The following is a 26,387-nucleotide window of genomic DNA, read 5'->3' as shown; positions in this document are numbered from 1 at the left end:
GATCGAATTTCTGACTTGATGCGCCCTGTCCTCCTGCTTCTTATCAGCCTGGCCTTGAGCTTTCCCGCAAGCGCGACCATCAGCGAAAGCCACGGCTATGCGCAGTTCGGCACACTCAAGTACCCGGCCAAATTCACCCATTTCGATTGGGTCAACCCGTCTGCGCCCAAAGGCGGCACGTTGCGGGTGATGGCGTTCGGCACCTTCGACACCCTCAACCCCTATACCTTCAAGGGCACCAGCCCGGTGTCCACGGCCAATTTCCTGCAATACGGCATCAACGAACTCAACGAGCCCCTGATGGTCGGCACCGGCCAGTACGCGCCGTCGGGCGACGAGCCGACTTCCAGCTACGGCCTGATCGCCCAGTCGGTGGAATACAGCGAGGACCGCAGTTGGGTGGTGTTCAACCTGCGCCCTGAAGCGCGTTTTCACGATGGCAAGCCGATCACCGCCTATGACGTGGCGTTTTCCTATCGTCTGCTGCTCAAGGAAGGCCACCCGCAGTACCGCACCAACCTGCAGGAAGTGTTGCGGGTCGATATCCTCACTCCCCACCGCGTGCGTTTCGTGTTCAAGCGCGCCGGTAACCCGCTGTTGATCTTGCGCCTGGGGGAACTGCCGGTGCTGCCCCAGCACTACTGGAAAGACCGAGACTTCAAGGCCACCACCTTCGAGCCGCCCCTGGGCAGCGGCCCGTATCGGGTCCGCGAGGTGCAGCCGGGACGGCGTTTAGTGTACGAACGGGTTAGGGATTACTGGGGCAAGGACCTGCCGGTCAACCGTGGCAAGTACAATTTCGACCGCGCCGAAGTAGAGTTCTACCGCGACAGCGATGTCGCTTTCGAGGCGTTCAAGGCCGGTGAATTCGACATCTACATCGAGCACCAGGCCAAGAACTGGGCCAATGGCTATCGCTTCCCGGCGGTGGCGCGCGGCGACGTTATCAAGGCCCAGATCCCCCACCAAATCCCGACCCAGACCCAAGGCCTGTTCATGAACAGCCGCCGCAGCGCTTTTGCCGACGCCAAGGTGCGCGAGGCCCTGGGCCTGATGTTCGACTTCGAGTGGACCAACCGCACCCTGTTCAGCGACGCCTATCAACGGGCCATCAGCTACTACCCCAACAGCGAATTCTCCGCCAGCGGCGTGCCGGTGGGCCACGAGTGGCTGCTGCTCTCGCCCTACCGCAGCCAATTGCCGGCCAGCCTGTTCACCCAGCCCTTCAGCCTGCCGCGCACCGACGGCCGTGGCATCCCCCGCGACACCCTGCGCCGTGCCCTGGGCCTGCTGGGCGAGGCCGGTTGGAAACTCAACGGCCAGCGGCTGGTCAACAGCAGCGGCCAGCCGTTGAACCTGGAGATCCTGTTGGTCAACCCGAACCTGGAGCGCATCCTGCAGCCCTACACCGAGAACCTGGCGAGCATCGGCATCAACGCCCAACTGCGCACGGTGGACCGCGCCCAGTACAAGCAGCGCCTGGACCAGTTCGATTTCGACATGATCCTCATGACCCTCGACCAGACCTTAAGCCCCGGCCTTGAGCAGTGGCAGTACTTCCACTCCAGCCAGGTCGCGGTCAAGGGCAGCAAGAACTACGCCGGCGTGGCCAACCCGGTGGTCGACCACTTGCTGGAACAACTGCTCGCCGCCCAGACCCGCGATGCGCAACTGGCGGCCGGCCGGGCCCTGGACCGGGTCCTGCTGTGGCAGCACTACATCATTCCCAATTGGTACATCAACTATCATCGCCTGGCGTACCGCAACCGGTTCGCCTTCGTCGCCACGCCGCCCTATAGCCTGGGCCTGAGCGCGTGGTGGCTGAAGTCTTCGGAGAAAGTCCAATGATGCCTTTGCGTACCCTGATTGGCCTGCTGTTCGCGGGCGCCGCGCTGTTTGCCCACGCCGCCCCGCAACACGCCCTCACGCTCTACAACGAGCCGCCGAAATACCCCGCCGACTTCAAGCACTTCGCCTACGTCAACCCCGACGCCCCCAAGGGCGGCACCTTCCGCCAGGCCGGTTTCGGCGGTTTCGACAGCCTCAACCCGTTCATCAGCAAAGGCGTGCCGGTGGACGGCATCGGCGAGGTCTACGACACCCTCGCCAAGCAAGGCCTGGACGAGCCCTTTACCCAGTACGGCTTGATCGCCAGCAAGATCGAAAAGGCCCCCGACAACAGCTGGGTGCGCTTCTACCTGCGCCCCGAAGCGCGCTTCCATGATGGCCACCCGGTGCGCGCCGAAGACGTGGTGTTCAGCTTCCATACCCTCATCAAGAACGGCGGCCCGCTGTATCGCGGCTACTACGCCGACGTGGAAGAGGTGATAGCCGAAGATCCCCTGCGCGTGCTGTTCAAGTTCAAACACAGCAACAACCGCGAGCTGCCGCTGATCCTGGGGCAAATCGCGGTGCTGCCCAAGCATTGGTGGGCCACCCGCGATTTCACCAAGGGCAACCTGGAAATCCCCCTGGGCAGCGGCCCCTACAGGATCACCCAGGTCAAGGCCGGGCGCTCGGTGCGCTACGAGCGGGTCAAGGACTACTGGGGCAAGGACCTGCCGGTCAACCGGGGTTTCTACAACTTCGATGTGATGACCATCGACTACTACCGCGACAACACCGTCGCCGTCGAAGCCCTCAAGGCCGGGCAGTTCGACTACTGGCTCGAATCGGTGGCCAAGACCTGGGCCAACGCCTATAACATCCCCGCCGTGAGCGAAGGCCGCTTGATTAAGGAGCAGATCCCCAACGGCAACCCCACCGGCATGCAGGGTTTTGTCTACAACCTGCGCCGCCCGGTGTTCCAGGACGTGCGGGTGCGCGAGGCGCTAAGCCTATTGCTGGATTTCGAGTGGACCAACAAACAACTGTTCAACGGCGCCTACGTGCGCACCCGCAGTTACTTCGACAACTCGGAGATGGCCGCCACCGGCAGGCCCGACGCCACCCAACTGGCGATCCTCGAACCCCTGCGCGGGCAAATCCCCGAGCAAGCGTTTGGCGATGCCTTCCAGAACTCTGTCACCGATGGCAGCGGCATGATCCGCGCCCAGCAACGCAAGGCCTATCAACTGCTGCAAGAGGCCGGTTGGCGCATCGTCGACGACAAAATGGTCGATGCCAGCGGCAAACCGGTGAGCCTCGAGTTCCTCCTGGTGCAGACCGATTTCGAACGCATCCTGCTGCCGTTCAAGCGTAACCTCAGCGACCTGGGCATCGACCTGGTGATCCGCCGCGTAGACGTCTCGCAGTACATCAACCGCCTGCGCTCGCGGGACTTCGACATGATCGTCGGCGGTTTCCCGCAATCGAACTCGCCAGGCAACGAACAGCGCGAATTCTGGAAGAGCGAAGCCGCCGACAACCCCGGCAGCCGCAATTTCATGGGCCTCAAGGACCCGGCCGTAGACCAAGTGGTGGAGCAACTCATCAACGCCGACTCGCGGCAGAGCCTGGTGGCCCACACCCGGGCGCTGGACCGCATCCTGCAATGGGGCTACTACGTGATCCCCAACTGGCATATCAAGACCTGGCGCGTGGTGTACTGGAACCACATCGGCCACCCCAAGGTGCCGCCAACCTACGACATCGGCACCGACACCTGGTGGATCAAGCCCGACGCCGCGCCGGCACCGGAAGTGCAGACCCAGGTACAAGCCACCACCGCCGAGGGGGCGCACTAACATGCTGGCCTATATCGCTCGGCGCCTACTGCTGATTATCCCGACCCTGTTCGGCATCCTGCTCATCAACTTCGTCATCATCCAGGCCGCGCCTGGCGGCCCAGTGGAACAGATGATCGCCAAGCTCGAAGGCTTCGACGGCGCCACCAGCCGCATCGCCGGCGGCGGCTCGGAGGTGTCGGTGGCCGGTTCCAGCTACCGTGGCGCCCAGGGCCTGGACCCGGCGCTGATTAAGGAAATCGAGCACATGTACGGCTTCGACAAATCGGCGCCGGAACGCCTGTGGATCATGGTCAAGAACTACGCGCGCCTGGACTTTGGCGACAGCTTCTTCCGCGACGCCAAGGTCATCGACCTCATCAAGGAAAAAATGCCGGTGTCCATCTCCCTCGGGCTGTGGAGCACGCTGATTATGTACCTGGTGTCGATCCCCCTGGGGATCGCCAAGGCCACCCGCCACGGCAGCCATTTCGACGTGTGGACCAGCTCGGCGATCATCGTCGGCTACGCCATCCCCGCATTCCTGTTCGCCATCCTGCTGATCGTGGTGTTCGCCGGCGGCAGTTACCTGGACTGGTTCCCGCTACGTGGCCTGACCTCCAACAACTTCGAGGAACTGAGCTGGGGCGGCAAGATCCTCGACTACTTCTGGCACCTGGCCCTGCCCGTCACGGCCCTGGTGATCGGCAACTTTGCCACCATGACCCTGCTGACCAAGAACAGCTTCCTCGACGAAATCAACAAACAGTACGTGATTACCGCTAAGGCCAAAGGCCTGAGCAATCATCGGGTGCTCTACGGCCATGTGTTCCGCAACGCCATGCTGCTGGTGATCGCCGGGTTCCCCTCGGCCTTTATCGGGATTTTCTTCACCGGCTCGCTGCTGGTGGAAGTGATCTTCTCCCTCGACGGCCTCGGCCTGATGAGCTTTGAAGCGGCGATCAACCGCGATTACCCGGTGGTCTTCGGCACCCTGTTCATCTTCACCCTGCTGGGCCTGGTGGTGAAACTGATCGGCGACCTCACCTACACCCTGGTCGACCCTCGTATCGACTTTGAAAGCCGGGAGCAGTGAGATGACCCTATCGCCCCTCAATCGCCGCCGTTTCGAGCGTTTCAAGGCCAATAAGCGCGGCTGGTGGTCGCTGTGGCTGTTCCTGGTCCTGTTTGGCCTGAGCCTGGGCGCCGAGTTGATCGCCAACGACAAACCCCTGGCGGTGCACTACGACGGTGGCTGGTACTTCCCGGCCCTCAAGCGCTACCCGGAAACCACCTTCGGCGGCGAATTCCCGCTGGAAGCCAACTACAAGAGCCCCTACATCCGCGAACTGCTCAAGGCCAAGGACGCCTGGACCCTGTGGGCGCCGATCCCATTCAGCTACCAGAGCATCAACTACGACCTCAAAGTGCCCGCCCCCGCGCCGCCCTCGGCAGACAACTGGCTAGGCACCGACGACCAGGGCCGCGATGTGCTGGCGCGGGTCATCTACGGTTTTCGCGTGTCGGTGCTATTCGCCCTGACCCTGACCGTGCTCAGTTCCATCATCGGCGTGATCGCCGGCGCCCTGCAGGGCTTCTATGGCGGCTGGGTCGACCTGGCCGGGCAGCGCTTCCTGGAGATTTGGTCCGGGCTACCGGTGTTGTATCTGCTCATAATCCTCGCCAGCTTCGTGCAGCCCAACTTCTGGTGGCTGCTGGGCATCATACTGCTGTTTTCCTGGATGAGCCTGGTGGACGTGGTGCGCGCCGAGTTCCTGCGCGGGCGGAACCTGGAATACGTACGCGCCGCCCGGGCCCTGGGCATGCGCAACGGCGCGATCATGTTCCGCCACATCCTGCCCAATGCCATGGTCTCGACCATGACCTTCATGCCGTTCATCCTCACCGGCGCCATCGGCACCCTCACCGCCCTGGACTTCCTCGGTTTCGGCCTGCCGCCCGGCGCGCCGTCCCTGGGCGAACTGGTGGCCCAGGGCAAATCCAACCTGCAAGCGCCGTGGCTGGGCATCAGTGCCTTCGCGGTGCTGGCGATCATGTTGAGTTTGCTGGTGTTTATCGGCGAGTCCGCTCGCGATGCCTTCGACCCGAGGAAGTGAAATGAATCAGGACAATCTGATCGAAGTACGCGACCTGGCCGTCGAATTCGTGGTGGGCGAGCAGTGCCAGCGCGTGGTCCATAGCGTCAGTTTCGATATCAAACGCGGCGAAACCCTGGCCCTGGTGGGCGAAAGCGGTTCGGGCAAGTCGGTCACCGCCCACTCCATCCTGCGGTTGCTGCCCTACCCCTTGGCGCGCCACCCCAGCGGCACCATCCATTACGCCGGCAAAAACCTACTGACCCTGGACGAAAAACCCCTACGGCAGATTCGCGGCAACCGCATCGCGATGATTTTCCAAGAACCCATGACCTCGCTGAACCCGCTGCACTGCATCGAAAAACAGATCAACGAAGTGCTCGGCCTGCACAAAGGCCTCACCGGCAAGGCCGCCACCCGGCGCACCCTGGAGTTGCTGGAGCTGGTGGGCATCCCCGAGCCCCACAAACGCCTCAAGGCCCTGCCCCACGAACTCTCGGGCGGCCAGCGCCAACGGGTGATGATCGCCATGGCCCTGGCCAACGAGCCGGAGCTGCTGATCGCCGACGAGCCGACCACCGCCCTGGACGTCACCGTCCAGTTGAAAATCCTCGAACTGCTCAAAGAGCTGCAAGCGCGCCTGGGCATGGCCCTGCTGCTGATTAGCCATGACCTCAACCTGGTGCGGCGCATCGCCCACCGGGTGTGCGTGATGCAGCGCGGCTGCATCGTTGAGCAAGCGCCGTGCGAGGAACTGTTCCGCGCGCCCCAGCACCCCTACACCCAGGAACTGCTGGCCGCCGAACCCAGTGGCGGCCCCGTAGACCACCTCCCCGGCGCGCCACTGCTGGAGGTGAACGACCTCAGGGTCTGGTTCCCGATCAAGAAAGGCTTTTTGCGCCGCACGGTCGATTACGTCAAAGCGGTGGACGGCATCCACTTCAGCCTGCCCCAGGGCCAGACCCTGGGCATCGTCGGCGAAAGCGGCTCGGGCAAGTCCACCCTGGGCCTGGCGATTTTGCGCCTGATCGCCAGCCAGGGCGGCATCCGCTTCGAGGGCCAGGCCCTGGACGGCTTGACCCAGCAGCAAGTGAGGCCCCTGCGCCGGGAAATGCAGGTGGTGTTCCAAGACCCCTTCGGCAGCCTCAGCCCGCGCATGTGCGTGAGCGAGATCGTCGGCGAAGGCCTGCGCATCCACAAGATCGGCACGGCGGCCGAGCAGGAAAAAGCCATTATCGAGGCCCTGGTGGAAGTCGGCCTCGACCCCCAGACCCGCCACCGCTACCCCCACGAATTCTCCGGCGGCCAGCGCCAGCGCATCGCCATCGCCCGCGCCCTGGTACTCAAGCCCCGGTTGATCCTGCTGGACGAACCCACCTCGGCCCTGGACCGCACCGTGCAGCGCCAGGTGGTGGAACTGCTGCGTTCGCTGCAACGCAAGTACAACCTGACCTACCTGTTCATCAGCCATGACCTGGCGGTGGTCAAGGCGTTGAGCCATCAGTTGATGGTGGTCAAGCAGGGCCAGGTAGTGGAGCAAGGCGAAGCCCAAGCGATATTCGCCGCGCCCCAGCATCCTTACACCCGGCAACTGCTCGAAGCGGCGTTCCTAGTGCCGGCCTCCTGACTGGCCGGGCTTAGGCCCTATATAGATACGTCCTGCTGGCTTGGGTTTGCGGCAAAGATGAGACGCCATCGAACACGATGGCGTTGATTCCCCACCCAGCCAAAGGACACCCCATGCAGGCAACCATCCCCGCCACTGACGCCGCCAGTGCCCCTTTCATAAGTAACTTTCGCCCGCTCTTCAGCCCCAGGTTCATCAGCCAGAACGATGCGGCCATGTATGTGCATGCCTTGATGACGGTGTACGACCCTGAACAAGTCGAACAAGGCGGCTTCATTTTCAAACTGGCCGACCAGCACTATGTCGCGACCCTGCCTATCAAGGGCAAAAAATTCAGTTTTGAATTGAGCAGCATTTTCCCCCCGCACCCCTCCGGCCACGTCACGGTGCCGGAGGGTGTCGAGATCTGTGCCGCCTACCATTCCCATGTGGATGTTGCGTTCAGTGTCATGTGGTCGTCGTTTTTTTCACTGCCGGATCTCTCCAATGCCATTCGCTACAGGGCTTTGATTCCGTCGTTCTTGGTGTCCCACCCCAAGAGTGGCTCGCTGCTCAAATACAGCGCCCATGATCTACCGGCCACCCAGGTGCTGCTCGAAAGGCTCCACCCCCAGGACGAATTAACCATTGCCCTGGAAAAGGAAATGCGCAAAGGGCGCCTGGACATGACCGATCTGGTGCGCCTGGTCGCGACGACCGGCAAGCTGGAGGTACTTGCCCCCGGCCAGATCTGGGGAAGCGTGGGCACCCTTTCACCTCAATGGAAAATGCCCAGCAGCACCTCTGAGCTGGTGGCCGCGCCGTACCTGGGGCCGGTGTTCAACAGCCAGTTGGCGGCATTCCTCGACTTGGAAACCCTTGTACTAGACACCTCCCAGCAATGCGCTGGGCTTATCCTCAAACACGTCCAACAGGAAAAATACCTCTACACCCGCCCGGTGACGGTGCGTGATAGTGGTTTTTCGCTGGCCAGTTTCTTGCCCCAGAGCGAGTCCGGCGAGCTGGCGCTGCCTGCGCACTATGAGATCGACGCCCTCTATCACACAGTGTCCGGCTTGCCTGCGGATATGGAGTGGCCAGCCCTTGAACTTGAGCAGAATTTTTTCAGCCCCGCCGACATGTTCCACTGCCTGTCCCGGGCCGCCGTGTACCCGGGGCTGCCCACCTACCTGCTGACCCCCAGCAACGCCAGCCTGAAATACACCCCGGCCCCCGGCCCCCTGCAAGATCAGCTCTTCGCCCTGCTCAACCCGTTCGGTGGCCCCCGCACCCGGTTGCAATTGGCCTTGAACAACGGAACGTCCACCCACCTCGATTACGTGCATCAGGTGATTGCCGCCGGTACCTTACAGGTTGTGACCACCAGCCCCTTATGGCGCAACCGCGGCCCCGTGGCGGGCGATTGGCTACCGCTGCAAGCAGACGCAGAGCCTGACCCGCCGCAAGACTATTACCAGGGCGAGCAACTGGTGTTCGGCCCGATGTTCGATCACTCCGACGATGCCGTGGAATTTCAAGCCGCCAAGTTCGTGAGTTTTAGCCGGTTTACCGGTATTACCCTCAAGCACCCGCAGAAGAAAACCGTACTAGCGGCGACGGTTTTTGCCGAACAGACGCTGACTTACCCGCGCCAGCGGATATTTTCCCCCGTCGCGCAAGAGCGCCCGGCAGAGGTGGAAGGGTTCGAGCCCGACGGCATCTACTTCACCAGCGGCGTCGCCTTCCCCATTGACCCGGCGTCGGCTGAACTGCTGCCCGCCAACTTCTTCGAGCCCCAGGCCCTGGCGTTCTTCTTTGACGTACGACGCGACAGCTTCAACGCCACCGCTGCCTACTGGGCGGGTCGCGACGGTGCATTGCTGCGCTACCGCGCCAGTAACAGTGCGGCCGAGCAGGCGTTGATCCAACGCCTGCAACCAGATACGCAAACCGGCATCAGCCCACTAGAGGCCGAACTCGCCACGCAGCAACTCGACACCCTGGGCTTCGCCCGCCTAGTGGCTGCGGCTGGGGAGCTTAGGGTGCTCAAGACCAGCAGCCAGTGGAAGGAACGCGGCCCGGTGCAGTTCGACTAAGACTGCAAAAGCAAACCAATATCATTTGCACCGCCGTCGGGCATTTGCTTTAATCGCGACCCATTCCCATTCGCACTCATGGCTTCGCGCCAACGGACACGTGCCCTTGATGACGGTTGCCGACAGTTCACAGGCCCACACCCTCTACGCCACCCATCACCGGTGGCTGTACGAGTTGCTGCGCCGGCGCCTGAGCAATGCGTTCGATGCCGCCGACCTGGCCCACGACACCTTCCTGCGGGTGCTCAAGCGCCCCCAGGCGTTCAATGGCGAAGTGCACGAGCGCTCGTACCTGGCCACCATCGCCCGGGGGCTGTGCATCGACCACTGGCGCCGGCGGCAGCTGGAACAGGCCTGGCTCCAGGCCCTGGCCCTGCAGCCGCCGGCCCTGCAACCGTCGCCGGAACAACGGGCGATCATCGTCGAAACCCTGCACGAGGTGGACGCCATGCTCCAGCGCCTGCCCCAGCGGGTCAGCGATGCCTTCGTGCTGGCCCAGTTGCACGGCATGCCCTACCGGGACATCGCCAGCACCCTTGGCGTATCCGAGCGCATGGTCAAGAAGTACCTGGCCCAGGCGCTGATGCACTGCGCCATCCTCGAGGCCGAACTCGACGGCCTGCTGATCGAGTAAGCCCCACGTGCCCGCCGCCCCCTTGAAAAAACTCAGCCACGCCAGCCTGCAAGAAGCCGCCCAGTGGTACGTGCAACTGCATGACCACGGCGCCAGCGACCAGCAGCGCCAGCATTGGCAGGCCTGGCTCGCGGCCAGTGGCGAACACCAGGACGCCTGGCGCTACGTCGAGCGTGTCAGCCAGCGCTTCGCGCCCCTGCAAGGCGATGCTGGGCAACAGGCCGCCAGCCACGCCCTGCGCAGTTCCCCCCGTGGCAGTACACGGCGCCAGGCCCTGAGCAGCCTGTTGGTGCTCGGCGGTGCCAGCCTGCTGGGCTGGAGCGCTTGGCGCGCAGGCCTGCCCGACAGCCTGCAACGCCTGAGCGCCGACCTCGCCACCGGCACCGGGCAAACCCGCGAAACCGTTCTGAGTGACGGCAGCCGCATCTGGCTCAACGCCCTCAGTGCCCTGGATGTGCGCTTTAGCCCAGCGCAGCGCCTGCTGCGCCTGCACCTGGGGGAAGTGTTGATCGATACCGCCAAAGACCCGCTACGGCCGTTTCTGGTGCACACCGAACACGGCCAACTGCGCGCCCTCGGCACCCGCTTCAGCGTGCGCCAGGAGCAGGGCCGCACCCTGCTCAACGTCTTCGCTGGGGCGGTAGAGGTGCGCACCGCCCGAGGCCAGGTGCAGGTGATCGACAGCGGCCAGCAAGTGGCCTTCGACGCCAACGGCCTGCACCCGCAATCCGCCGCCACCCCGGCCCGCGAAGCCTGGCGCCATGGCGTGCTGCTGGCCGACAACCTGCCCCTGGGCCAGTTGCTGGCCGAATTGAGCCGCTACCGCCCCGGCCACCTGGGGTGCGACCCGGCCGTGGCGGCGATGCCGGTGATGGGCTCCTTTCCCCTGCGCGACACCGACCTGGCCCTGGCCCTGCTGCAAGCGGCGTTGCCGATCCAGGTCGAAACCACCCTGCCCTGGTGGGTCAGCGTCGGCCCCAAACGGGGCTGATGGATTTTTTCAATCTGCGGTTCCCTTTTTGGTTGTTCGTTCGGTTAACCCCACAGACGCACTTCAATTGCCGATCGAACCGATCCAAAGGGAACTCCATGTCGCCACGTTTTCGTTTTGCCCTGCGCCCGCTTGCGCTGGCCATCCCTGCCGCCCTGCTGAGCCTGTCGCCGGTGTTCAGCGCCCACGCCCAGGCTGCCAGCGAACAGGCGAGCACCCCAGCCCGCCAATACGCCATCGCCCCCGGCTCGCTGGTCAGCGTGCTGAACAGCTTCGCCGAGCAAAGCGGTATCTTCATCGCCGGCCACAATGACCTGGCCAGCGACAAGCGCAGCCCCGGCCTCAACGGCCGCTACACCCCGTCAGAAGCCCTGCAACGCCTGCTCCAGGGCAGCGGCCTGCAAGCCCAGCCCCAAGCCAACGGCGGCTACGTGCTGCAACGCGCGCCGCACAGCGGTGGCCCGCTGGAACTGGGCGCCACCACTATCTCCGGGCAAGGCCTGGGCGCCACCACCGAAGACACCCACGCCTACACCACCGCCAGCATGTCCTCGGCCACCGGCCTGGCCCTGTCGATCCGCGAAACACCGCAAACCGTCACCGTTATCACCCGCCAGCAGATGGAGGACCAAGGCAGCACCAGCATCGCCGACACCCTGCGCCGCGCCCCCGGCATCAGCGTGCAGAACTACGACAGCGAACGCTGGGAGTTCTCCACCCGCGGCATGCCCATCACCAATTTCCAGTACGACGGCGTCAACTCCACCTATGACGGCGTGTACGACTACGGCACCACCAGCACCGACATGGCGATCTTCGACCGCGTCGAAGTGACCAAGGGCGCCACCGGCCTGATGACCGGCGCCGGCGACCCCTCGGCCACGGTCAACATGATCCGCAAGCGCCCGACCCGCGACTTCAAGGCCTCGATCACCGGCACCACCGGTTCCTGGGACAACTACCGGGGCGAAGGCGATATCTCCGGCCCGCTGACCGACAGCGGCAACGTGCGCGGGCGCTTCGTCGGTGTGTACCAGGACCGCAGCGGCTACATCGACAACTACCAAAACACCAAGGACATCGCCTACGGCATCCTTGAAGCCGACCTGACCCCCGACACCCTGCTCACCCTGGGTTTCGACCAGCAGAACACCCGCTCACGCGGCGCCTCCTGGACCGGGTTCCCGATGTACAACAGCGACGGCTCGCGCACCCACTTCTCGCGCTCCTTCAACCCGGCCACCGACTGGAGCCGCCGCGACTTCAAGAACCAGACCGCGTTCGCCTCCCTGGAGCAAAAACTGGCCAACGACTGGTCCCTTAAGGTCAGTGTCGATCGCAAACAACGCGAGCACGACACCCTGCTCGGCTCTGCCAGCGGCGGCAACCCGGACCCGGTCACCGGCGACGGCATGTTCATGTACATGGGCAAATACAAGGGCGAGGAGGTGCAGAACAACCTCGACGTCAAACTCGACGGCCCCTTCAGCCTGCTGGGCCGCGAGCATCAGTTGATGGTGGGGTTCACCGCCCTCAATTCGCGCCAGGATGTGCCCTCCTATGGCTCGGTGTACCCGATGGTCGGCGGCAGCATCAACGACTGGCACGGTGAATACCCCAAGCCATACATCCCACGCTCCGGCGACGTCGATATCGTCGAGCGCCAGACCGGCGCCTACCTGGCCACGCGCCTCAAGCCCACCGATGATTTGTCGGTGATCCTCGGCACCCGGGTCAGCAACTTCAAGGGCTCGGACCATACCCGCTTCGACGACCCGGCCAAGGTCGACACCCGCACCGGCTACCACCAGACCAGCGTCATCACCCCCTACGCCGGTGTGGTCTACGACCTCAACGATACCTACTCGGTGTACGGCAGCTACACCAACATCTTCCAGCCGCAAATGAGCAAGGACGCCGACGGCGGCGTGCTCGACGCAGTCGAGGGCGATGCCTACGAGGCGGGCATCAAGGCCGAATACTTCGACGGCCGGGTCAACGCCAGCTTCGCCGTGTTCCACATCGAACAGGACAACGTCGCCCAACTGGTCAGCGGCTACGACACCGACGCCATCTACAAGGCCGCCAAAGGTGCCACCACCAAGGGCTTCGAGTTTGAAGTGGCCGGCGAAGTGCTGGACGGCTGGAACCTCTCCGCCGGCTACAGCTACGCCCACACCCGCGACGCCAAAGGCGACTACGTGTACGGCTCGGTGCTGCAAACCACCGCCCCCGAGCAGTTGGTGCGGGTGTTCAGCACCTATCGCCTGCCCGGCGCCTGGGACAAGCTCACCGTGGGCGGCGGCGTGAACTGGCAGAGCGAGTTCTTCGGCAACGTGTTCCAACCCAACCCCAGCGATACCGTCAACTTCGGCCAGTACACCAAGATCACCCAGGACAGCTACTACCTGGCCGACCTGATGGCACGCTACCGCTTCAACGAGCACCTGAGCACCACCCTCAACGTGAAAAACCTGTTCGACCAGAAGTACTACACCGGCATGGGCAACTTCGGCACCGGGTTCTACGGCGACCCGCGCAGCCTGCAACTGACCACCAAGTGGGACTTCTGATCTAGGCCCCCGTAGGCGCCTGGCTTGCCAGCGATAGCGGTCTTGCGGCCGTCATCGCGGGCGGGCCGGCTCCCACAGAGGCCGAGTGCCGCAGGGCCGGCTCGACGGGGTGTGGGTGGCGCCGGCGGGGTATCCCTCGCTATTTACCCGCGCCACAAGCCCGCACAAGGCCTAAACTGCCAGCCTGCCTTGCCCTTGGAGCGCCCACCCATGCCCCGCATTCGTTTGCACAACCGCGACCAGGCCCCGCGTTTCTGGCGCGACCCGGCGTTGGCGTTCATCCAGGCCCGCGGCATCACCGATGGCCGCCAGGCCTGCTACGCCCGCCATTCCCATGCACACTTCTCCATCGGCGCGATCACCGCCGGGCACAGCACTTACCTTCATGAACACCAGCAATTTCGGGTCAGTGCCGGCACGGTGGTGCTGATGAACCCGGGCGAGGTGCACGCCTGCAACCCGGTCAACGACCAGCCCTGGTCGTACCGCATGCTCTACGTTGACACCCAGTGGCTCGCCGCCCTGCAGCAGCGGTTGGGGTTCAGCCGCGACGGCGCCTTCCAGCCTTTCGCCGTGACCCACAGCGAGGACGCCAGCGTGTATGCCGGGCTCAACGCGCTGTACGACTCCCTGCTGGACGAACACCTGAGCAGCACGCAAAAACAGGACGCCGCACACACCTTCTTCACAGCCCTGCATCAACGCCTGGCCACGGCCCAAGCCCCGCTGACGGCGCAGGACAACCACCTGGCGCAGGTCGCCGACTACATCCGCGCGCACTGCCAGCACGCCTTGAAACTGGACGACCTCTGCGCCCTGAGTGGGCTTTCCAGTTCCTACCTGATCCGCCGCTTCAAGCAGCGCTACGCCATGACGCCCCACGCCTTCCTGATTAACTGCCGCATCCAGCGCGCCGAAGAACAACTGCGCAACGGCCACGCCATCGCCGAGGTGGCCCTGGCGGCCGGGTTCGCCGACCAGGCGCATTTTCAGCGAGCCTTCAAGCAACACCTGGCGGCGACGCCGGGGCAGTACCGCAGCTGATTCAACCCAGCAGCAAGTACAAGGCACAGGCCACCAGCAGCAACGCCATGGTCCGGTTGAACAGGCGCATGCCCCTCGGGTTGTTCAGGTAACGGCGCAGGAAGGTGCCGGCGTAGGCCCAGCACGCCACCGACAGGTAGCACACCACCAGGTAGATCAGGGCAAAGTGCCAGACCAGCGCGGTTTCGCCATTGGCCACAAAAGCCCCCATCCCCGCCACACACGCGAGCCAGGCCTTGGGGTTGAGCCATTGCATCAGCGCGCCATACGCCATGGACGGCGCCCGGTTGGCCTCTTTGGCACTGATCTGGCCGTCATCCATCGCCAACTTGAAGGCCAGGTACAGCAAAAACGCCACCCCGGCCCACTCCACCGCACGGGTCAAAAAAGGCCACAGGCTCAGCACTTCATGCAGGCCCAGGCCCATCAGCACCAAGAGCAGGACAAACCCCAAGGTCGCCCCGGTGACGTGGCGCAGGCTGGCGCCAAAGCCGAAGCGGGCACCGCAGCTCAGGGCGACGATATTCACCGGCCCAGGGGTGATGGAAGAAGCCAGCGCAAACGCGGCCATGGACAGGGTCAAACTCATTGCAGGCACTCTTATTGTGTTGAAAGAGGGGCCGAGCCTAAGGGCGCACCTACAGGGCGTATTGAAGAAAATGCGTCTAGCCCGCGGGCCTCGCGGTTTGGCTGAAAAAAAACCTGCAATTTCTCGGCAAAACTACATACAAACCCCAATGATCCCGCCACAATCAGGCACTTTCGAGCCAAGTGGTCTCAAATAGCCACCACCGGTCGAAGCAGCTGTACTCACGCCCCCAGGGGCACACGCAAGACGGACACGTGAGTTTGCCTAGGGACGGGAATGGGATGCTTCGACACTCCAGCTGTATGCGCGCCGTGGTCACTCAACCACCCGCCCTTGCCTACCGGCCACCCTGGCCCAATCCGCTTTTGCAGCAAGCCCGACACGCCTTAACAACAATTAAAAAACTCTGTACTGGAGAACGTATGTTGCGTCCTGCCAACGTGGTAGCCGCTCGCGCGGCCTCGGCATTCCTGAGCCTTTTTTCACTCAAGCAACGCCCGCGAGCCACAAGCCGCAAGGGCTTGGCGCACCTGTTCGCCTGGCTGAGCCTGGCGCTGCTGGCCCTGGTGGCAAGCCCGGCGCTGGCCGGCCCCAGCACGCTGTGCCCCGATCAGTACATTACGGTGGCCTCGGGCGAGTCGAAGGAAGTCGACTTGACGTACTGCAATGGCGATGGCTTTGGCTTGATCGATAACAACGCGCAGGCCTCCCACGGCAAGATCACCGGCCTTATCAACAACGGCGACAACAAGGCGCTCTATACCAACTATGGCGACGGCGCCACCTCCGACTTCTTCATCTTGTTCGACGAACTCAGTGGCGAAGTCAGGGTTTTCGTTACCATTCTGCCCGCCACTTCGTCCATGACGATAACCCCGTCCAGCCTGCCCACGCCGGCGATCAGCGCAGCTTTTTCCACCACCCTGGCCACCAGCGGGGGCGTTGCGCCCTATACCTATGCCATCACCGCAGGCGCCTTGCCCGCCGGTTTGAGCTTGAACACCGCGAGCGGCACAATCTCCGGCACCCCCGTTGCCACAGGGTCCTTCAGTTTCAGCATCAGAGTGACCGACTCGACCCCCGCCACACCGCAGACCTTGACCCAGGCCTATTCCTTCACGATCAACCACCCCACGGTGCTGGTCACGGTCGATACCCCACCAGCGGCGGGATTGTCGACCCCCTACAACCATCAGTTCAGCGCCACGGGCGGCACCGCGCCTTACACCTTCAACGTTCAATCCGGCTCCCTTCCACCGGGCCTTTCAATGTCGCCTAGCGGCCAGTTGTCCGGCACACCGAGCACCCTGGGGAACTACAGCTTTTCCCTCAGAGCCCTGGACAGCAGCGGCGGCCTCGGGCCGTATGCCGGGGCCCAGAACTTCAGCGTGCAGGTCAATGCGGGCTCCGCACCGGTTGCCGGGGCGTCCAGCGTCACGGTCGCAGCAAACAGCACGGCCAACCCGATCACTCTCAACCTCTCCGGTGGCGGCCCCACCAGCGTGGCCGTGGCCTCGGCGGCCAGCCATGGCACGGTAACGGCCAGCGGCACCAGCATTACCTACACCCCCACCGCAGGCTATTCCGGCCCCGACAGCTTTACCTATACGGCCACCAACACCTTCGGCACGTCCAGCCCCGCCACCGTGACCATTACCGTCAGTGCCTCCGTGCCTGGGACCCCGACCATCGGCACCGCCACCGCAGGCAACGCAAGCGCTTCGGTGGGCTTCACGCCCCCCGCCAGCAACGGGGGTAGCCCGATCACCGGCTATACCGTCACCTCCAACTCAGGCGCCTTCGCAACCGGCACGGCCAGCCCCATCACCGTCACCGGCCTGAGCAATGGCACGGCCTACACCTTTACCGTCACCGCCACCAACGCGATGGGCACCGGCGCTGCGTCGGCAGCGTCCAACAGCGTCACGCCAGTGGCACCGCCGGTTGTGACCGGCCTGTCCCCCACCAGCGGACCGACAGCCGGCGGCACCACGATGATACTCACCGGTACGAACTTCAGCGGCACTACGGCAGTCACCTTTGGCGCCACTGCGGCTACCGGATTTACGGTTAATAGTGCGACTCAAATCACGGCGACTGCCCCGGCGGGAACCGGCACGGTCGATGTGCGCGTCACCACCGCGGGCGGCACCAGCGCCACCAGTGCCGCAGACCAGTTCACCTATGTGAATGCGCCGACAGTCAGTGCTGTTTCCCCCAGCAGCGGGCCTAGAACGGGCGGCACTACGGTAGTCCTCACCGGCACTAACTTCGCCGGTACTACGGCGGTGACCTTCGGCGCCACCGCGGCTACCGGGTTTACGGTTAATAGCGCTACCCAAATCACCGCCACCGCCCCGGCAGGAACCGGCACGGTCGATGTGCGCGTCACCACCACCGGTGGCACCAGCGCCACCAGTGCGGCGGATCAATTCACCTACGTGGCCGCGCCGACGGTCAGTGCTATTTCCCCCAGCAGTGGCCCTGCAACGGGCGGCACCACGGTAACGCTGACCGGCACCAATTTCAGCGGCACTACGGCAGTCACCTTTGGCGCCACTGCGGCTACCGGATTTACGGTTAATAGTGCGACTCAAATCACCGCCACCGCGCCGGCCGGCACCGGCACGGTAGACGTGCGCGTCACCACTACCGGTGGCACCAGTGCTACCAGCGCGGCGGATCAGTTCACTTATGTGGGGGCACCGACGGTCAGCGCTATTTCCCCCAGCAGTGGCCCTGCAACGGGCGGCACCACGGTGACCCTCACCGGTACCAACTTCGCCGGTACTACGGCAGTCACCTTCGGCGCCACCGCCGCTACCGGCTTCACAGTCAACAGCGCTACCCAAATCACGGCCACCGCCCCGGCAGGAACGGGCACGGTCGACGTGCGCGTCACCACCACGGGCGGCACCAGCGCCACCAGTGCGGCGGATCAGTTCACCTACGTCACCGCGCCAACGCTGACATCCATTAGCCCCAGCAGTGGCCCCGCAACAGGCGGCACCACGGTAACGCTGACCGGCACCAATTTCAGCGGCACCACGGCGGTCACCTTCGGTGCCACTGCGGCCACGGGGTTCACGGTCAATAGCGCGACTCAAATCACCGCCACCGCGCCAGCAGGAGCGGGCACGGTCGACGTGCGCGTCACCACCACCGGTGGCACCAGTGCTACCAGCGCGGCGGATCAGTTCACTTATGTGGGGGCGCCGACGGTCAGCAGCATTTCCCCGAGCAGTGGCCCCGCAACAGGCGGCACCACGGTAACGCTGACCGGCACCAACTTCAGTGGCACTACGGCTGTCACTTTCGGCGCCACTGCGGCCACGGGGTTCACGGTCAATAGCGCGACTCAAATCACCGCCACAGCGCCAGCAGGAACCGGCACAGTAGACGTGCGCGTCACCACCACGGGCGGCACCAGTGCTACCAGTGCGGCAGATCAGTTCACCTATGTGGGGGCACCGACCGTCAGCGGCATTTCCCCGAGCAGTGGCCCCGCAACAGGCGGCACCACGGTAACGCTGAACGGCACCAACTTCAGCGGCACCACGGCGGTGACCTTCGGCGCCACCGCCGCTACCGGCTTCACAGTCAACAGCGCGACTCAAATCACCGCCACAGCGCCAGCAGGAGCGGGCACGGTCGACGTGCGCGTCACCACTACCGGTGGCACCAGTGCTACCAGCGCGGCGGATCGTTTCACCTATGTGGGAGCACCGACGGTCAGCAGCATTTCCCCCAGCAGCGGCCCTGCAACGGGCGGCACCACGGTGACCCTCAGCGGCACCAACTTCGCCGGGACTACGGCAGTCACCTTCGGTGCCACGGCCGCTACGGGGTTCACGGTCAACAACGCCACGCAAATCACCGCCACCGCCCCGGCCGGAACGGGCACGGTCGATGTGCGCGTGACCAGCCTAGGTGGCACCAGCGCCACCAGTGCGGCAGACCAGTTCACCTACGTCACCGCGCCAACGCTGACGTCCATCAGCCCCAACAGCGGCCCCACGGCGGGCGGCACTTCGGTGACCGTCAACGGCAGCGGCTTCACGGGTGCCACAGCGGTCAGCTTTGGGGGCAATAGCGCGTCGGCCTTCACGGTCAACAGCGCTTCGCAGATCACCGCGACCGCCCCGGCGGGCTCGGGCACGGTGGATGTGCGCGTGACTACCACCGGCGGCACCACGGCCACCAGTGCGGCAGACCAGTTCACCTATGCCAACGCGCCGACGATCGCCTCCCTTGCCCCCGCTGTCGGCCCCACCACGGGCGGCACGGTGGTAACCCTCAGCGGCGGCGGTTTCACGGGCGCCACGGCGGTGAATTTCGGTGGCAATAGCGCGTCGGCCTTCACGGTCAACAGCGCCAGCCAGATCACTGCCACCGCACCGGCCGGTACCGGCACGGTGGATGTGCGGGTGACCACGCCGGGCGGTAGCAGTGCCCCGGCGCAATTCACTTACATCAATGTCGCCGTCGGCCCGGTGAGCGCCACTGTCGCCTATGGCAGCAGCGCCAACCCGATCGCCTTGAACCTGGGCAGCTTCGTGCCGACCTCGGTGACCGTGGCCAGCGCCGCCGCCCATGGCACGGCCACGGCCAGCGGCACGGGCATCAGCTACACGCCAACGCCGGGCTACGCCGGCACTGACACATTCACCTACACCGCCACCAATGCGGCGGGCACCTCTGCACCGGCCACCGTCAGCATCACGGTGACTGCACCCGTGCAAACCACCACCGCCTCGGGTGGCTGGTCCACCGGCGGCGGCCAGGCCTATAGCCAGACCCTGACCTGGCACGGTGGCGCGGCGCCCTATTCCGCGTTCAACGTCAGCGGCCTGCCAGCGGGGTTGAGCATGACGACCACTACCGCCACCAGCCTGACGATTGCCGGTACACCGACCCAAACAGGTACGTTCACCGTCACCGCCACGGCCACCGACAGCAGCACCGGCAGCGGCCCGTTCGCGGCGCCCGCGACCTTCACCTTGACCGTCGGCGCCGCACCACCGCTCACCCTCACACCGGGCGCATCGACGCTCAACGCGACCCACGGCAGTGCCTTCACGCAAGCGTTCTCGGTCAGCGGCGGTATCGCGCCTTACACCCTGGCCCAGGGCGGCAACCTGCCCGCCGGTGTGAGCTGGAATGGGGCGACGGCGACGCTGTCGGGCACCCCGAGCCAAAGCGGCAGTTTCGCGATCACCCTCACCGCCACCGATGGCAGCACCGGCACACCCGGTACGGTCACGCAGCACTACACCCTGCAAGTGGCCGATGAAACCCCGGTGGCGCCGTCGCAAGCGGCCAACAGCGCCGGCCCGGGGCAACCGGTGGAGGTGGATTTGACCAACAACGCCAGCGGCGGCCCGTTCATCGCCGCCAACCTGCTGACCTCAGTACCGGCGAGCGTGGGCCGTGCGTCCATCCATGAAGCGGGCGCTGGCGCGGCCAACCTGCGTGCCGCACCGGCCCGCGTGGCGGGCAAGCGCTTCGTTCTGCGTTTTGTGCCCAACCCGGACGCCAGCGGCGTGGTGAACCTGAGCTACACCCTGAGCAACGCCAGCCTCACCTCCAGCCCAGGGCTCATCAGCATCAGCCTGAGCGCGCGCAGCGATCCGTCCAAGGATGCCGAGGTGCAAGGTTTGCTCAACGCCCAGGCCAACAGCAGCCGACGCTTCGCCAGTGGCCAGATCAACAACTTCCAGCAACGCCTGGAGGCCCTGCACAGCGGCAATGTCAGCCCGTTCAGCAACGGCTTCACCTTGTCGACAGCCAGCCTAAAGCGCCAACGGCTGAACGATGACCCCACCGGCATCGAACAGTGGCTGCAGATCAAAAACGCCAAGATGCAGGCTGAGCCGTCCCTGCGCACCACCCCGTCGAGCGAGCAGATGCCGGCCCTGGGCAACCAGCCCGGTGACGCGCCCACCTCGCCCCTGGCGTTCTGGACCAGCGGCACTATTAGCATCGGTGACGACGCCAAGCGCTCTGCCGACAAGGAGCAGAAGTTCGTCACCTCCGGCCTGTCCGTGGGGGCCGACTACCGCTGGGCGCCCAACCTGACCCTGGGCGTAGGCCTGGGCTATGGCCACGACAAAACCGATATCGGCGACAACGGCAGCCGCAGCCAGGCCGACAGCTACAGCGTGGCGGTGTATGGCAGCTATCGGCCGATCGAAAGCATCTACCTGGATGGGGTGCTGGGCTACCAGCGCCTGAGCTTCGACAACCGCCGCTATGTCACCGACAACGCCGGGGTGGTCAATGGCAAGCGCGACGGTAACCAGACCTTCGCTTCCTTGACGGCCGGCTATGAGTACCGCGAAGCACAATGGCTGCTCTCGCCTTACGCGCGCCTGGACTTGGCCGATGGCAAGTTGGACCGTTACCGCGAGCGCGGCGACGATATTTTCGCCCTCAGCTACGACGAGCAAAAGGTGAAAACCACCAGCACCAGCCTGGGCCTGCGCAGCCAGTACGCCACCAGCACTGCCCTGGGTGAAGTCACGCCAAGCCTGCGCCTGGAGTACCAGCACGACTTCCAGGGTGCCGGCGATGCCTCGATGCGCTATGCCGAAAACGGCAGCACGCTGTACCGCGTCAGCCTCGCGCCCCTGAGCCAGGATCGCGGCATGCTCGGCCTGGGCCTTGGCTTGCTCACGGAGTCGGACTGGACCCTGCGCATGGAGTACCAGTTCACCCTCGGCTCCGGCGCGCAGCAGACCCAATCAATGCTGTTCAACCTGGGCAAACCCTTCTAGGCCCGGCGAACGAGCACAAAAAAGCCTCGCAGATGCGAGGCTTTTTTGTTCATGCCCAGCGCTTACCAGTTGTAGCGAACGCCGACGTTGGCACCCCATGGCTGCTTGATCTTGTCGCCCTGGCTGAAGTCGAAATCGGCATGCACTTGCCACTTGTCCGACAGAGACATGGCAACACCGGTGCCCACTTCGAAGCGCGAACCCGACAGGTCGTTGTTGAACTGGTTGTCGTTGACCTGCACGTGGTTGTTCTTGGCGAACTCCTGCACCACTGCACCGCGAATGTAAGGCTGCACCACCTTGCCATCGCTGAGCTCGAAGTTACGGCCCGCGGTCACACCCAGCTTGCCCAGCAGGGAGCGGGTGTCGCCGCCTTCGGCTTTCATGCCGTTGTCCAGGTCGTAGTCCTTGCCCTTGATGACCACGGCCGAGAGTTTGGCGAAGGGTTCGACGAAGTAGTTGTCTTCAAGCTTGATATGCCGCCCCACTTCCGCCGAGGCGCCGATACCGGTGTTGTTGTAGCTGCCCTTGGTGCGGGCGCCGTCGCTCAGGCCTACTTTCGCCTCGTTGTCGAAACGGTTGAGTTTGACCACGCCATCGAAGTAGTAACCGCTGGCGTCGTCCATCCAGGTGGCGTAGGTGCCCAGGTAGTAGCTTTTCACCGTACCGGAAGTGCCGTGGGCCACGTCGATGTCCGAGTTGCTATGGCCGGCCAGCACACCCACCAACCAGTTGCCGTCGCCATAAGGCAGCGCAGTGTCGGCACCGATGGAGAAGCCTTGCTGGGTCTGCTTATAGGCCACGCCCGATTGCGCGTCGACGTCCTGCTTGCTGCCATAGCCACGGGCCCACAGGCCAGCGGCGGCGCCGTTGAAGCGCAACTCGCCCATGCGGCTGCGCAAGGTGCTCAACTCGCCGTACCACACGGTCGGCGCGGTGTTGAACAGGGCCAGTACGGAACGGGTACCGGGGCTGATTTCCTTAGTGGTGGGGTCCAGGTACCAGTCGGTAGCGCCGCTATTGCTGGCGTTGGCCAACTCGTAGGACCAGGTGCCCACATCCACACGGCCGCCCACCAGGGAGAACTGCGCGTCACCGGCCGCCGTATGCACGACATGCAGCTTTTGCGGGTCTAGCGCGTCAGTCCCCGAAGCGTTGACCAACAGGCCATGGTTACCAGTGGCCTCACCCGTGACATTGAGGAAATCCCGCTCACCGGTGCCGAAGTCAGCCTTGATCGCGAAAGTGCCTTCACCGGACAGTGAACCGGTGTTCAGTTGGTAGTAAGTCTTGGCCGCGTTCTTGGTCGCCGCAGGTGCGCCAAAGGTCACGGTGCCACCATCCATGGTCAACGCACCTACGGTGTCGTTGCCGGTCAGGGTCCAGTTCGACTGGCCGTTGACGGCCACGGTGCTGACCTTGTCCAGGCGCCCGGTGAACTGTGAGTGATCGTTCAGGGCCACAGTGGCGGTGCTGCCGTCTTCCACCAGCACATCGCCAGTCATCTGGCCCTGGTTGAAGGTCAGGTTGGCGGTGCTGTTGCCGGTCAGTTGCACATTGCCTTCGAGGTGGCTGTTGGCGACGTTCATGGCCGCGGTGGAGGCTTCGCGCACTTCCAGCAGGTTGCCGTTGCTGCTAATCAGGGTCGAGTTGTTGTAGACATCGATGGTGCCCTTGCCACCAAAAGACACGTCGATTGCCGGGCCGGCGACGCCCTCTACGCTGGAGTTATCCAATACCAAGTAAGCGTCGAGGCCCAGCCCTTCGGTATCCGACTCCAAGCGCGCACCTGCGAGCGTGCCGCGAATCTGGCTGCCTACCGCTTCGATCTTGCCGCCGTAGAAACTCAGCCCGACACCGAACTCACCTGTGCCGCTGATCTTGCTATCGACCAGCTTGGCTTCACTGGCACCCCCAACTTCAACGCCGGCCCAGACACCGGTAATTTCGCTATTGGTAATCACCCCCTTCGCACCTGCCGGGGAAGCGGGATTGTAGATAAACCCCAGGCCAGCGAAATCACCGTTGAACACGGCATTGGCGATAGTGGCAGTACTGTTATTGATTTCCAGCGCCGAGTGGCCATTCCTCCCGGTAAAGGTTCCGCTCGTCACATTAATAGCGGAGTTGTTGGTGACGGTAGTCTCAAAAACCGTGCCGCCATGCACATTCAATTGGCCGCCATTGATGACGTGGTAAGGGGCTGCAGGGGTGGCCGCATCAACGGTCTTGGTTCGGCCATCGATGATTTCCGGCGGGAGCTCGGCGTGGGCCAAAGGGCTAAGCAACAATACTGGGGAAAAAGACAGCAGCCCGATGGCGCGGGCCAGCGGCAACATAGGACAGGTAAAAGAGGTGACTGACATAGTGAATTACCTTTCGCGGTTCAATGAATACACTTATCTCCGATCAGACGACTCGGAGTCGGCGGCGGAGAATACGCGGAACAAAACACTTCGAATGTAGGAAAAATCCACTACGAGCGACAGAAAACACCCAGAGATACAAAAAATCAGGATCATTCCCATAACAGCCAACTGCAACGGAGTACAGTCCGTATTCCTGCCTTCCAACATTGCGCAGCGCCATGACGCGCTACCTCTACATCCCACTTCATCCACAAACGGCAAAAAACCACGAAAGGTATTTGCCCTTCGTGGCCTTGATTAAAAACACCTAATCCTTTCCCTTTATTTGCATGTATTAATAGAGCCCGGAGCAAAACATGCCTTTCCGTCAGCCCAAACCATTACCACCTCGGTTTCAAACTTATCAGACATCTCAACCCGGCCGTTTATCATCACCGAATAACTAACAGTTGCCTGGCCGTCGTGGGTTTCTTCAAATGCAGCGGCGTAGGGAATGAATAAATCAAAGCCGTCGCGGGCCTCCGCCTGCGTTATCTGACGAGGCACAGTAAACGGCAAAGAAGGACGCGGTACGTAATTACCCGAATCATTATCCCACCTTCTACCTTCATACTTGAACGTTAACATATCCCCCGCTTTGAGTTCCGTACTACCTGGAACACTCACTTTCATACCGTACCCCCCCGCTCCCGGCATAAGTTCCAGCTCACAGCAGGTGACAAACCAAACACCGAAATCATTATCAAAAGTGGCACGCGCAAACTTAGGAACGGGAAGAGCAACCACATTAATATAAACATCCACGTTCTGTACAAGCGAAGGATTAAAGTTATCCCCTGTATTCGGGTGGGTAATACGGTACTGAACCTTGACCTCTGGGTCATTGCCCGTTGCCTCTACGAGATCCCAATCTATAAGAAAATTAAGGGCCGTTTCATTGCCAAGCATATGGAGAACCCCACGCCCCAACCCCGGCACCGGTATGTTATTCCAATACAATTGCACCACATCACCGGCTTTAACGCCGGTATAAATAGGAGCCGTCGCTGTCACATCCTGGCCGCGGTCGATATTGATAATTTCATTTTCTACCGTAGATGCACCCCCCCTGACGATAACCGCAGGCAGTTCTGGATTGCCGATTCCTGGGTCGATGGGAATGTTCGGCTCATCTGGAGATTCCGGACCCGGCTTACGTAAATCAACAGCAACCGACGTCTTCTGAGGGGCAGGATACGAGTTAAACCGGCGCACAATGTAATAGCTCACCTCCGAAGTTTTCGGCCCTAATCCTGTACTCGCAACCGCTGAAAACGGCACCTCGACAATAACAGGAAAAGCAGTAATTAATTGAGGCACCTGTAGCAGGTTATCCCATGTAACCATGAGTTCATCAACACCAAACATTGGGTTATCATAAGTTTCAAGCACGACACTCACATGGGTATTGGCATCAATATAATTGACTGATCCATCATCGGCTTCCGGTATCCGCAACGGCGGGAGATTTTCCGGAATAGGGTTAATCTGGATTTGAAGATGCGAAGGATCCGAAAAAGGCCCTTCATTTCCAACACGGTCACGCCATTGATAATAAAGAATTCTTGAACCTTCGTCGTGGCTATAGATGTCACCACGGTGCAACTTGAATTCCACCTCCTGATCTCCGACCCCACCGATAAAAACCTCTCGAATAAAGGTCCCTGGAATACTGCTGCCGTAGAACACTTTAATACTGTCACCACTTCTTTTATCAGTCGGCAAATCCACTTTGAAGGTAAATTCCTCTTGCGCCTCCAGCAAGCTCTTATTAATAACCCCGGCGGCGGCGAAAACTGAGTGCAACACCTGACCTTTCCGGTACGGTGCTGTCCCTATGTCTTATTCCGAACTCAGCGTTGAAGAGCGCGCCACCATTCAAATCGGTCATGCCCAAGGTTTCAGCCTG

At 62.9% G+C, this 26,387-nt stretch carries 15 protein-coding genes; 12 read left to right on the top strand and 3 right to left on the bottom strand.

Features of this window, described 5'->3' with window-relative positions:
* Window positions 1-18: 18 nt before the first annotated feature.
* The 10 genes from AC19YT_RS03260 to AC19YT_RS03215 all read left to right on the top strand — a co-directional run bounded on the left by AC19YT_RS03260 (window position 19) and on the right by AC19YT_RS03215 (window position 14,705).
* A complete protein-coding gene (locus AC19YT_RS03260; protein WP_500609705.1) occupies window positions 19-1,848 on the top strand; it encodes an extracellular solute-binding protein in 1,830 nt (609 codons plus the stop codon).
* Window positions 1,845-3,686, top strand: coding sequence for an extracellular solute-binding protein (locus AC19YT_RS03255; protein ID WP_500609704.1), 1,842 nt, complete (start codon window positions 1,845-1,847; stop codon window positions 3,684-3,686). The genes AC19YT_RS03260 and AC19YT_RS03255 overlap by 4 nt, the downstream gene beginning before the upstream one ends.
* Before the next feature lies 1 nt (window position 3,687).
* Complete coding sequence (locus AC19YT_RS03250; RefSeq protein ID WP_095108582.1) at window positions 3,688-4,761, top strand: microcin C ABC transporter permease YejB; 1,074 nt, start codon at window positions 3,688-3,690, stop codon at window positions 4,759-4,761.
* Between the two features lies 1 nt (window position 4,762).
* On the top strand, window positions 4,763-5,782 hold the full coding sequence (locus AC19YT_RS03245) for an ABC transporter permease (protein ID WP_500609703.1): 1,020 nt from the start codon (window positions 4,763-4,765) through the stop codon (window positions 5,780-5,782).
* Window position 5,783: 1 nt separating this feature from the next.
* On the top strand, window positions 5,784-7,388 hold the full coding sequence (locus AC19YT_RS03240) for an ABC transporter ATP-binding protein (RefSeq protein ID WP_095108584.1): 1,605 nt from the start codon (window positions 5,784-5,786) through the stop codon (window positions 7,386-7,388).
* A 113-nt stretch (window positions 7,389-7,501) separates the two neighbouring features.
* Window positions 7,502-9,463, top strand: a complete 1,962-nt coding sequence (locus AC19YT_RS03235) for a DUF4329 domain-containing protein (RefSeq protein WP_500609702.1) — start codon at window positions 7,502-7,504, stop codon at window positions 9,461-9,463.
* A gap of 109 nt (window positions 9,464-9,572) precedes the next feature.
* Window positions 9,573-10,097, top strand: coding sequence for a sigma-70 family RNA polymerase sigma factor (locus AC19YT_RS03230; protein WP_500597068.1), 525 nt, complete (start codon window positions 9,573-9,575; stop codon window positions 10,095-10,097).
* Between the two features lie 7 nt (window positions 10,098-10,104).
* Window positions 10,105-11,088, top strand: a complete 984-nt coding sequence (locus AC19YT_RS03225) for a FecR domain-containing protein (RefSeq protein ID WP_500609701.1) — start codon at window positions 10,105-10,107, stop codon at window positions 11,086-11,088.
* A 98-nt stretch (window positions 11,089-11,186) separates the two neighbouring features.
* A complete protein-coding gene (locus AC19YT_RS03220) occupies window positions 11,187-13,661 on the top strand; it encodes a TonB-dependent siderophore receptor (protein ID WP_500609700.1) in 2,475 nt (824 codons plus the stop codon).
* 210 nt (window positions 13,662-13,871) lie between these two features.
* Window positions 13,872-14,705 (top strand): AraC family transcriptional regulator, encoded by an 834-nt coding sequence (locus tag AC19YT_RS03215; protein ID WP_095108589.1) that lies wholly within the window; start codon window positions 13,872-13,874, stop codon window positions 14,703-14,705.
* 1 nt (window position 14,706) lies between these two features.
* Here the strand turns inward: AC19YT_RS03215 and AC19YT_RS03210 are convergent, their stop codons facing one another.
* Window positions 14,707-15,294: a LysE family translocator gene (locus AC19YT_RS03210; protein ID WP_095108590.1), complete on the bottom strand. Its 588-nt coding sequence runs from the start codon at window positions 15,292-15,294 to the stop codon at window positions 14,707-14,709.
* Window positions 15,295-15,716: 422 nt separating this feature from the next.
* On the opposite strand from AC19YT_RS03210, the gene AC19YT_RS03205 reads away from it, so the two are divergent.
* Window positions 15,717-22,070, top strand: a complete 6,354-nt coding sequence (locus AC19YT_RS03205; protein ID WP_500609699.1) for an IPT/TIG domain-containing protein — start codon at window positions 15,717-15,719, stop codon at window positions 22,068-22,070.
* Between the two features lie 62 nt (window positions 22,071-22,132).
* On the opposite strand, the gene AC19YT_RS03200 is transcribed toward AC19YT_RS03205, so the two are convergent.
* Both AC19YT_RS03200 and AC19YT_RS03195 read right to left on the bottom strand, forming a co-directional pair.
* Window positions 22,133-24,436: an autotransporter outer membrane beta-barrel domain-containing protein gene (locus tag AC19YT_RS03200; protein ID WP_095111147.1), complete on the bottom strand. Its 2,304-nt coding sequence runs from the start codon at window positions 24,434-24,436 to the stop codon at window positions 22,133-22,135.
* A 324-nt stretch (window positions 24,437-24,760) separates the two neighbouring features.
* On the bottom strand, window positions 24,761-26,287 hold the full coding sequence (locus AC19YT_RS03195; RefSeq protein ID WP_500609698.1) for a hypothetical protein: 1,527 nt from the start codon (window positions 26,285-26,287) through the stop codon (window positions 24,761-24,763).
* A gap of 28 nt (window positions 26,288-26,315) precedes the next feature.
* Between AC19YT_RS03195 and AC19YT_RS03190 the strand changes: the two genes are divergently transcribed.
* Window positions 26,316-26,387, top strand: a 72-nt coding sequence (locus AC19YT_RS03190) for a helix-turn-helix domain-containing protein (protein WP_146469857.1), incomplete at its 3' end; no start/stop codon positions are given.

Source organism: Pseudomonas sp. MF08875 (assembly GCF_059862525.1).
Note: the sequence above shows the minus strand (reverse complement) of the source record. Positions and strands in the feature narration are given on the sequence as shown.

Excerpts from the sequence above, each read along its gene's own strand:
- AC19YT_RS03210 (WP_095108590.1), bottom strand. The coding sequence starts at position 15,294 with ATGAGTTTGACCCTGTCCATGGCCGCGTTTGCGCTGGCTTCTTCCATC.
- AC19YT_RS03215 (WP_095108589.1), top strand. The coding sequence starts at position 13,872 with ATGCCCCGCATTCGTTTGCACAACCGCGACCAGGCCCCGCGTTTCTGG.
- AC19YT_RS03220 (WP_500609700.1), top strand. The coding sequence starts at position 11,187 with ATGTCGCCACGTTTTCGTTTTGCCCTGCGCCCGCTTGCGCTGGCCATC.
- AC19YT_RS03200 (WP_095111147.1), bottom strand. The coding sequence starts at position 24,436 with ATGTCAGTCACCTCTTTTACCTGTCCTATGTTGCCGCTGGCCCGCGCC.
- AC19YT_RS03230 (WP_500597068.1), top strand. The coding sequence starts at position 9,573 with ATGACGGTTGCCGACAGTTCACAGGCCCACACCCTCTACGCCACCCAT.
- AC19YT_RS03235 (WP_500609702.1), top strand. The coding sequence starts at position 7,502 with ATGCAGGCAACCATCCCCGCCACTGACGCCGCCAGTGCCCCTTTCATA.
- AC19YT_RS03260 (WP_500609705.1), top strand. The coding sequence starts at position 19 with ATGCGCCCTGTCCTCCTGCTTCTTATCAGCCTGGCCTTGAGCTTTCCC.
- AC19YT_RS03245 (WP_500609703.1), top strand. The coding sequence starts at position 4,763 with ATGACCCTATCGCCCCTCAATCGCCGCCGTTTCGAGCGTTTCAAGGCC.
- AC19YT_RS03205 (WP_500609699.1), top strand. The coding sequence starts at position 15,717 with ATGTTGCGTCCTGCCAACGTGGTAGCCGCTCGCGCGGCCTCGGCATTC.
- AC19YT_RS03250 (WP_095108582.1), top strand. The coding sequence starts at position 3,688 with ATGCTGGCCTATATCGCTCGGCGCCTACTGCTGATTATCCCGACCCTG.
- AC19YT_RS03255 (WP_500609704.1), top strand. The coding sequence starts at position 1,845 with ATGATGCCTTTGCGTACCCTGATTGGCCTGCTGTTCGCGGGCGCCGCG.
- AC19YT_RS03240 (WP_095108584.1), top strand. The coding sequence starts at position 5,784 with ATGAATCAGGACAATCTGATCGAAGTACGCGACCTGGCCGTCGAATTC.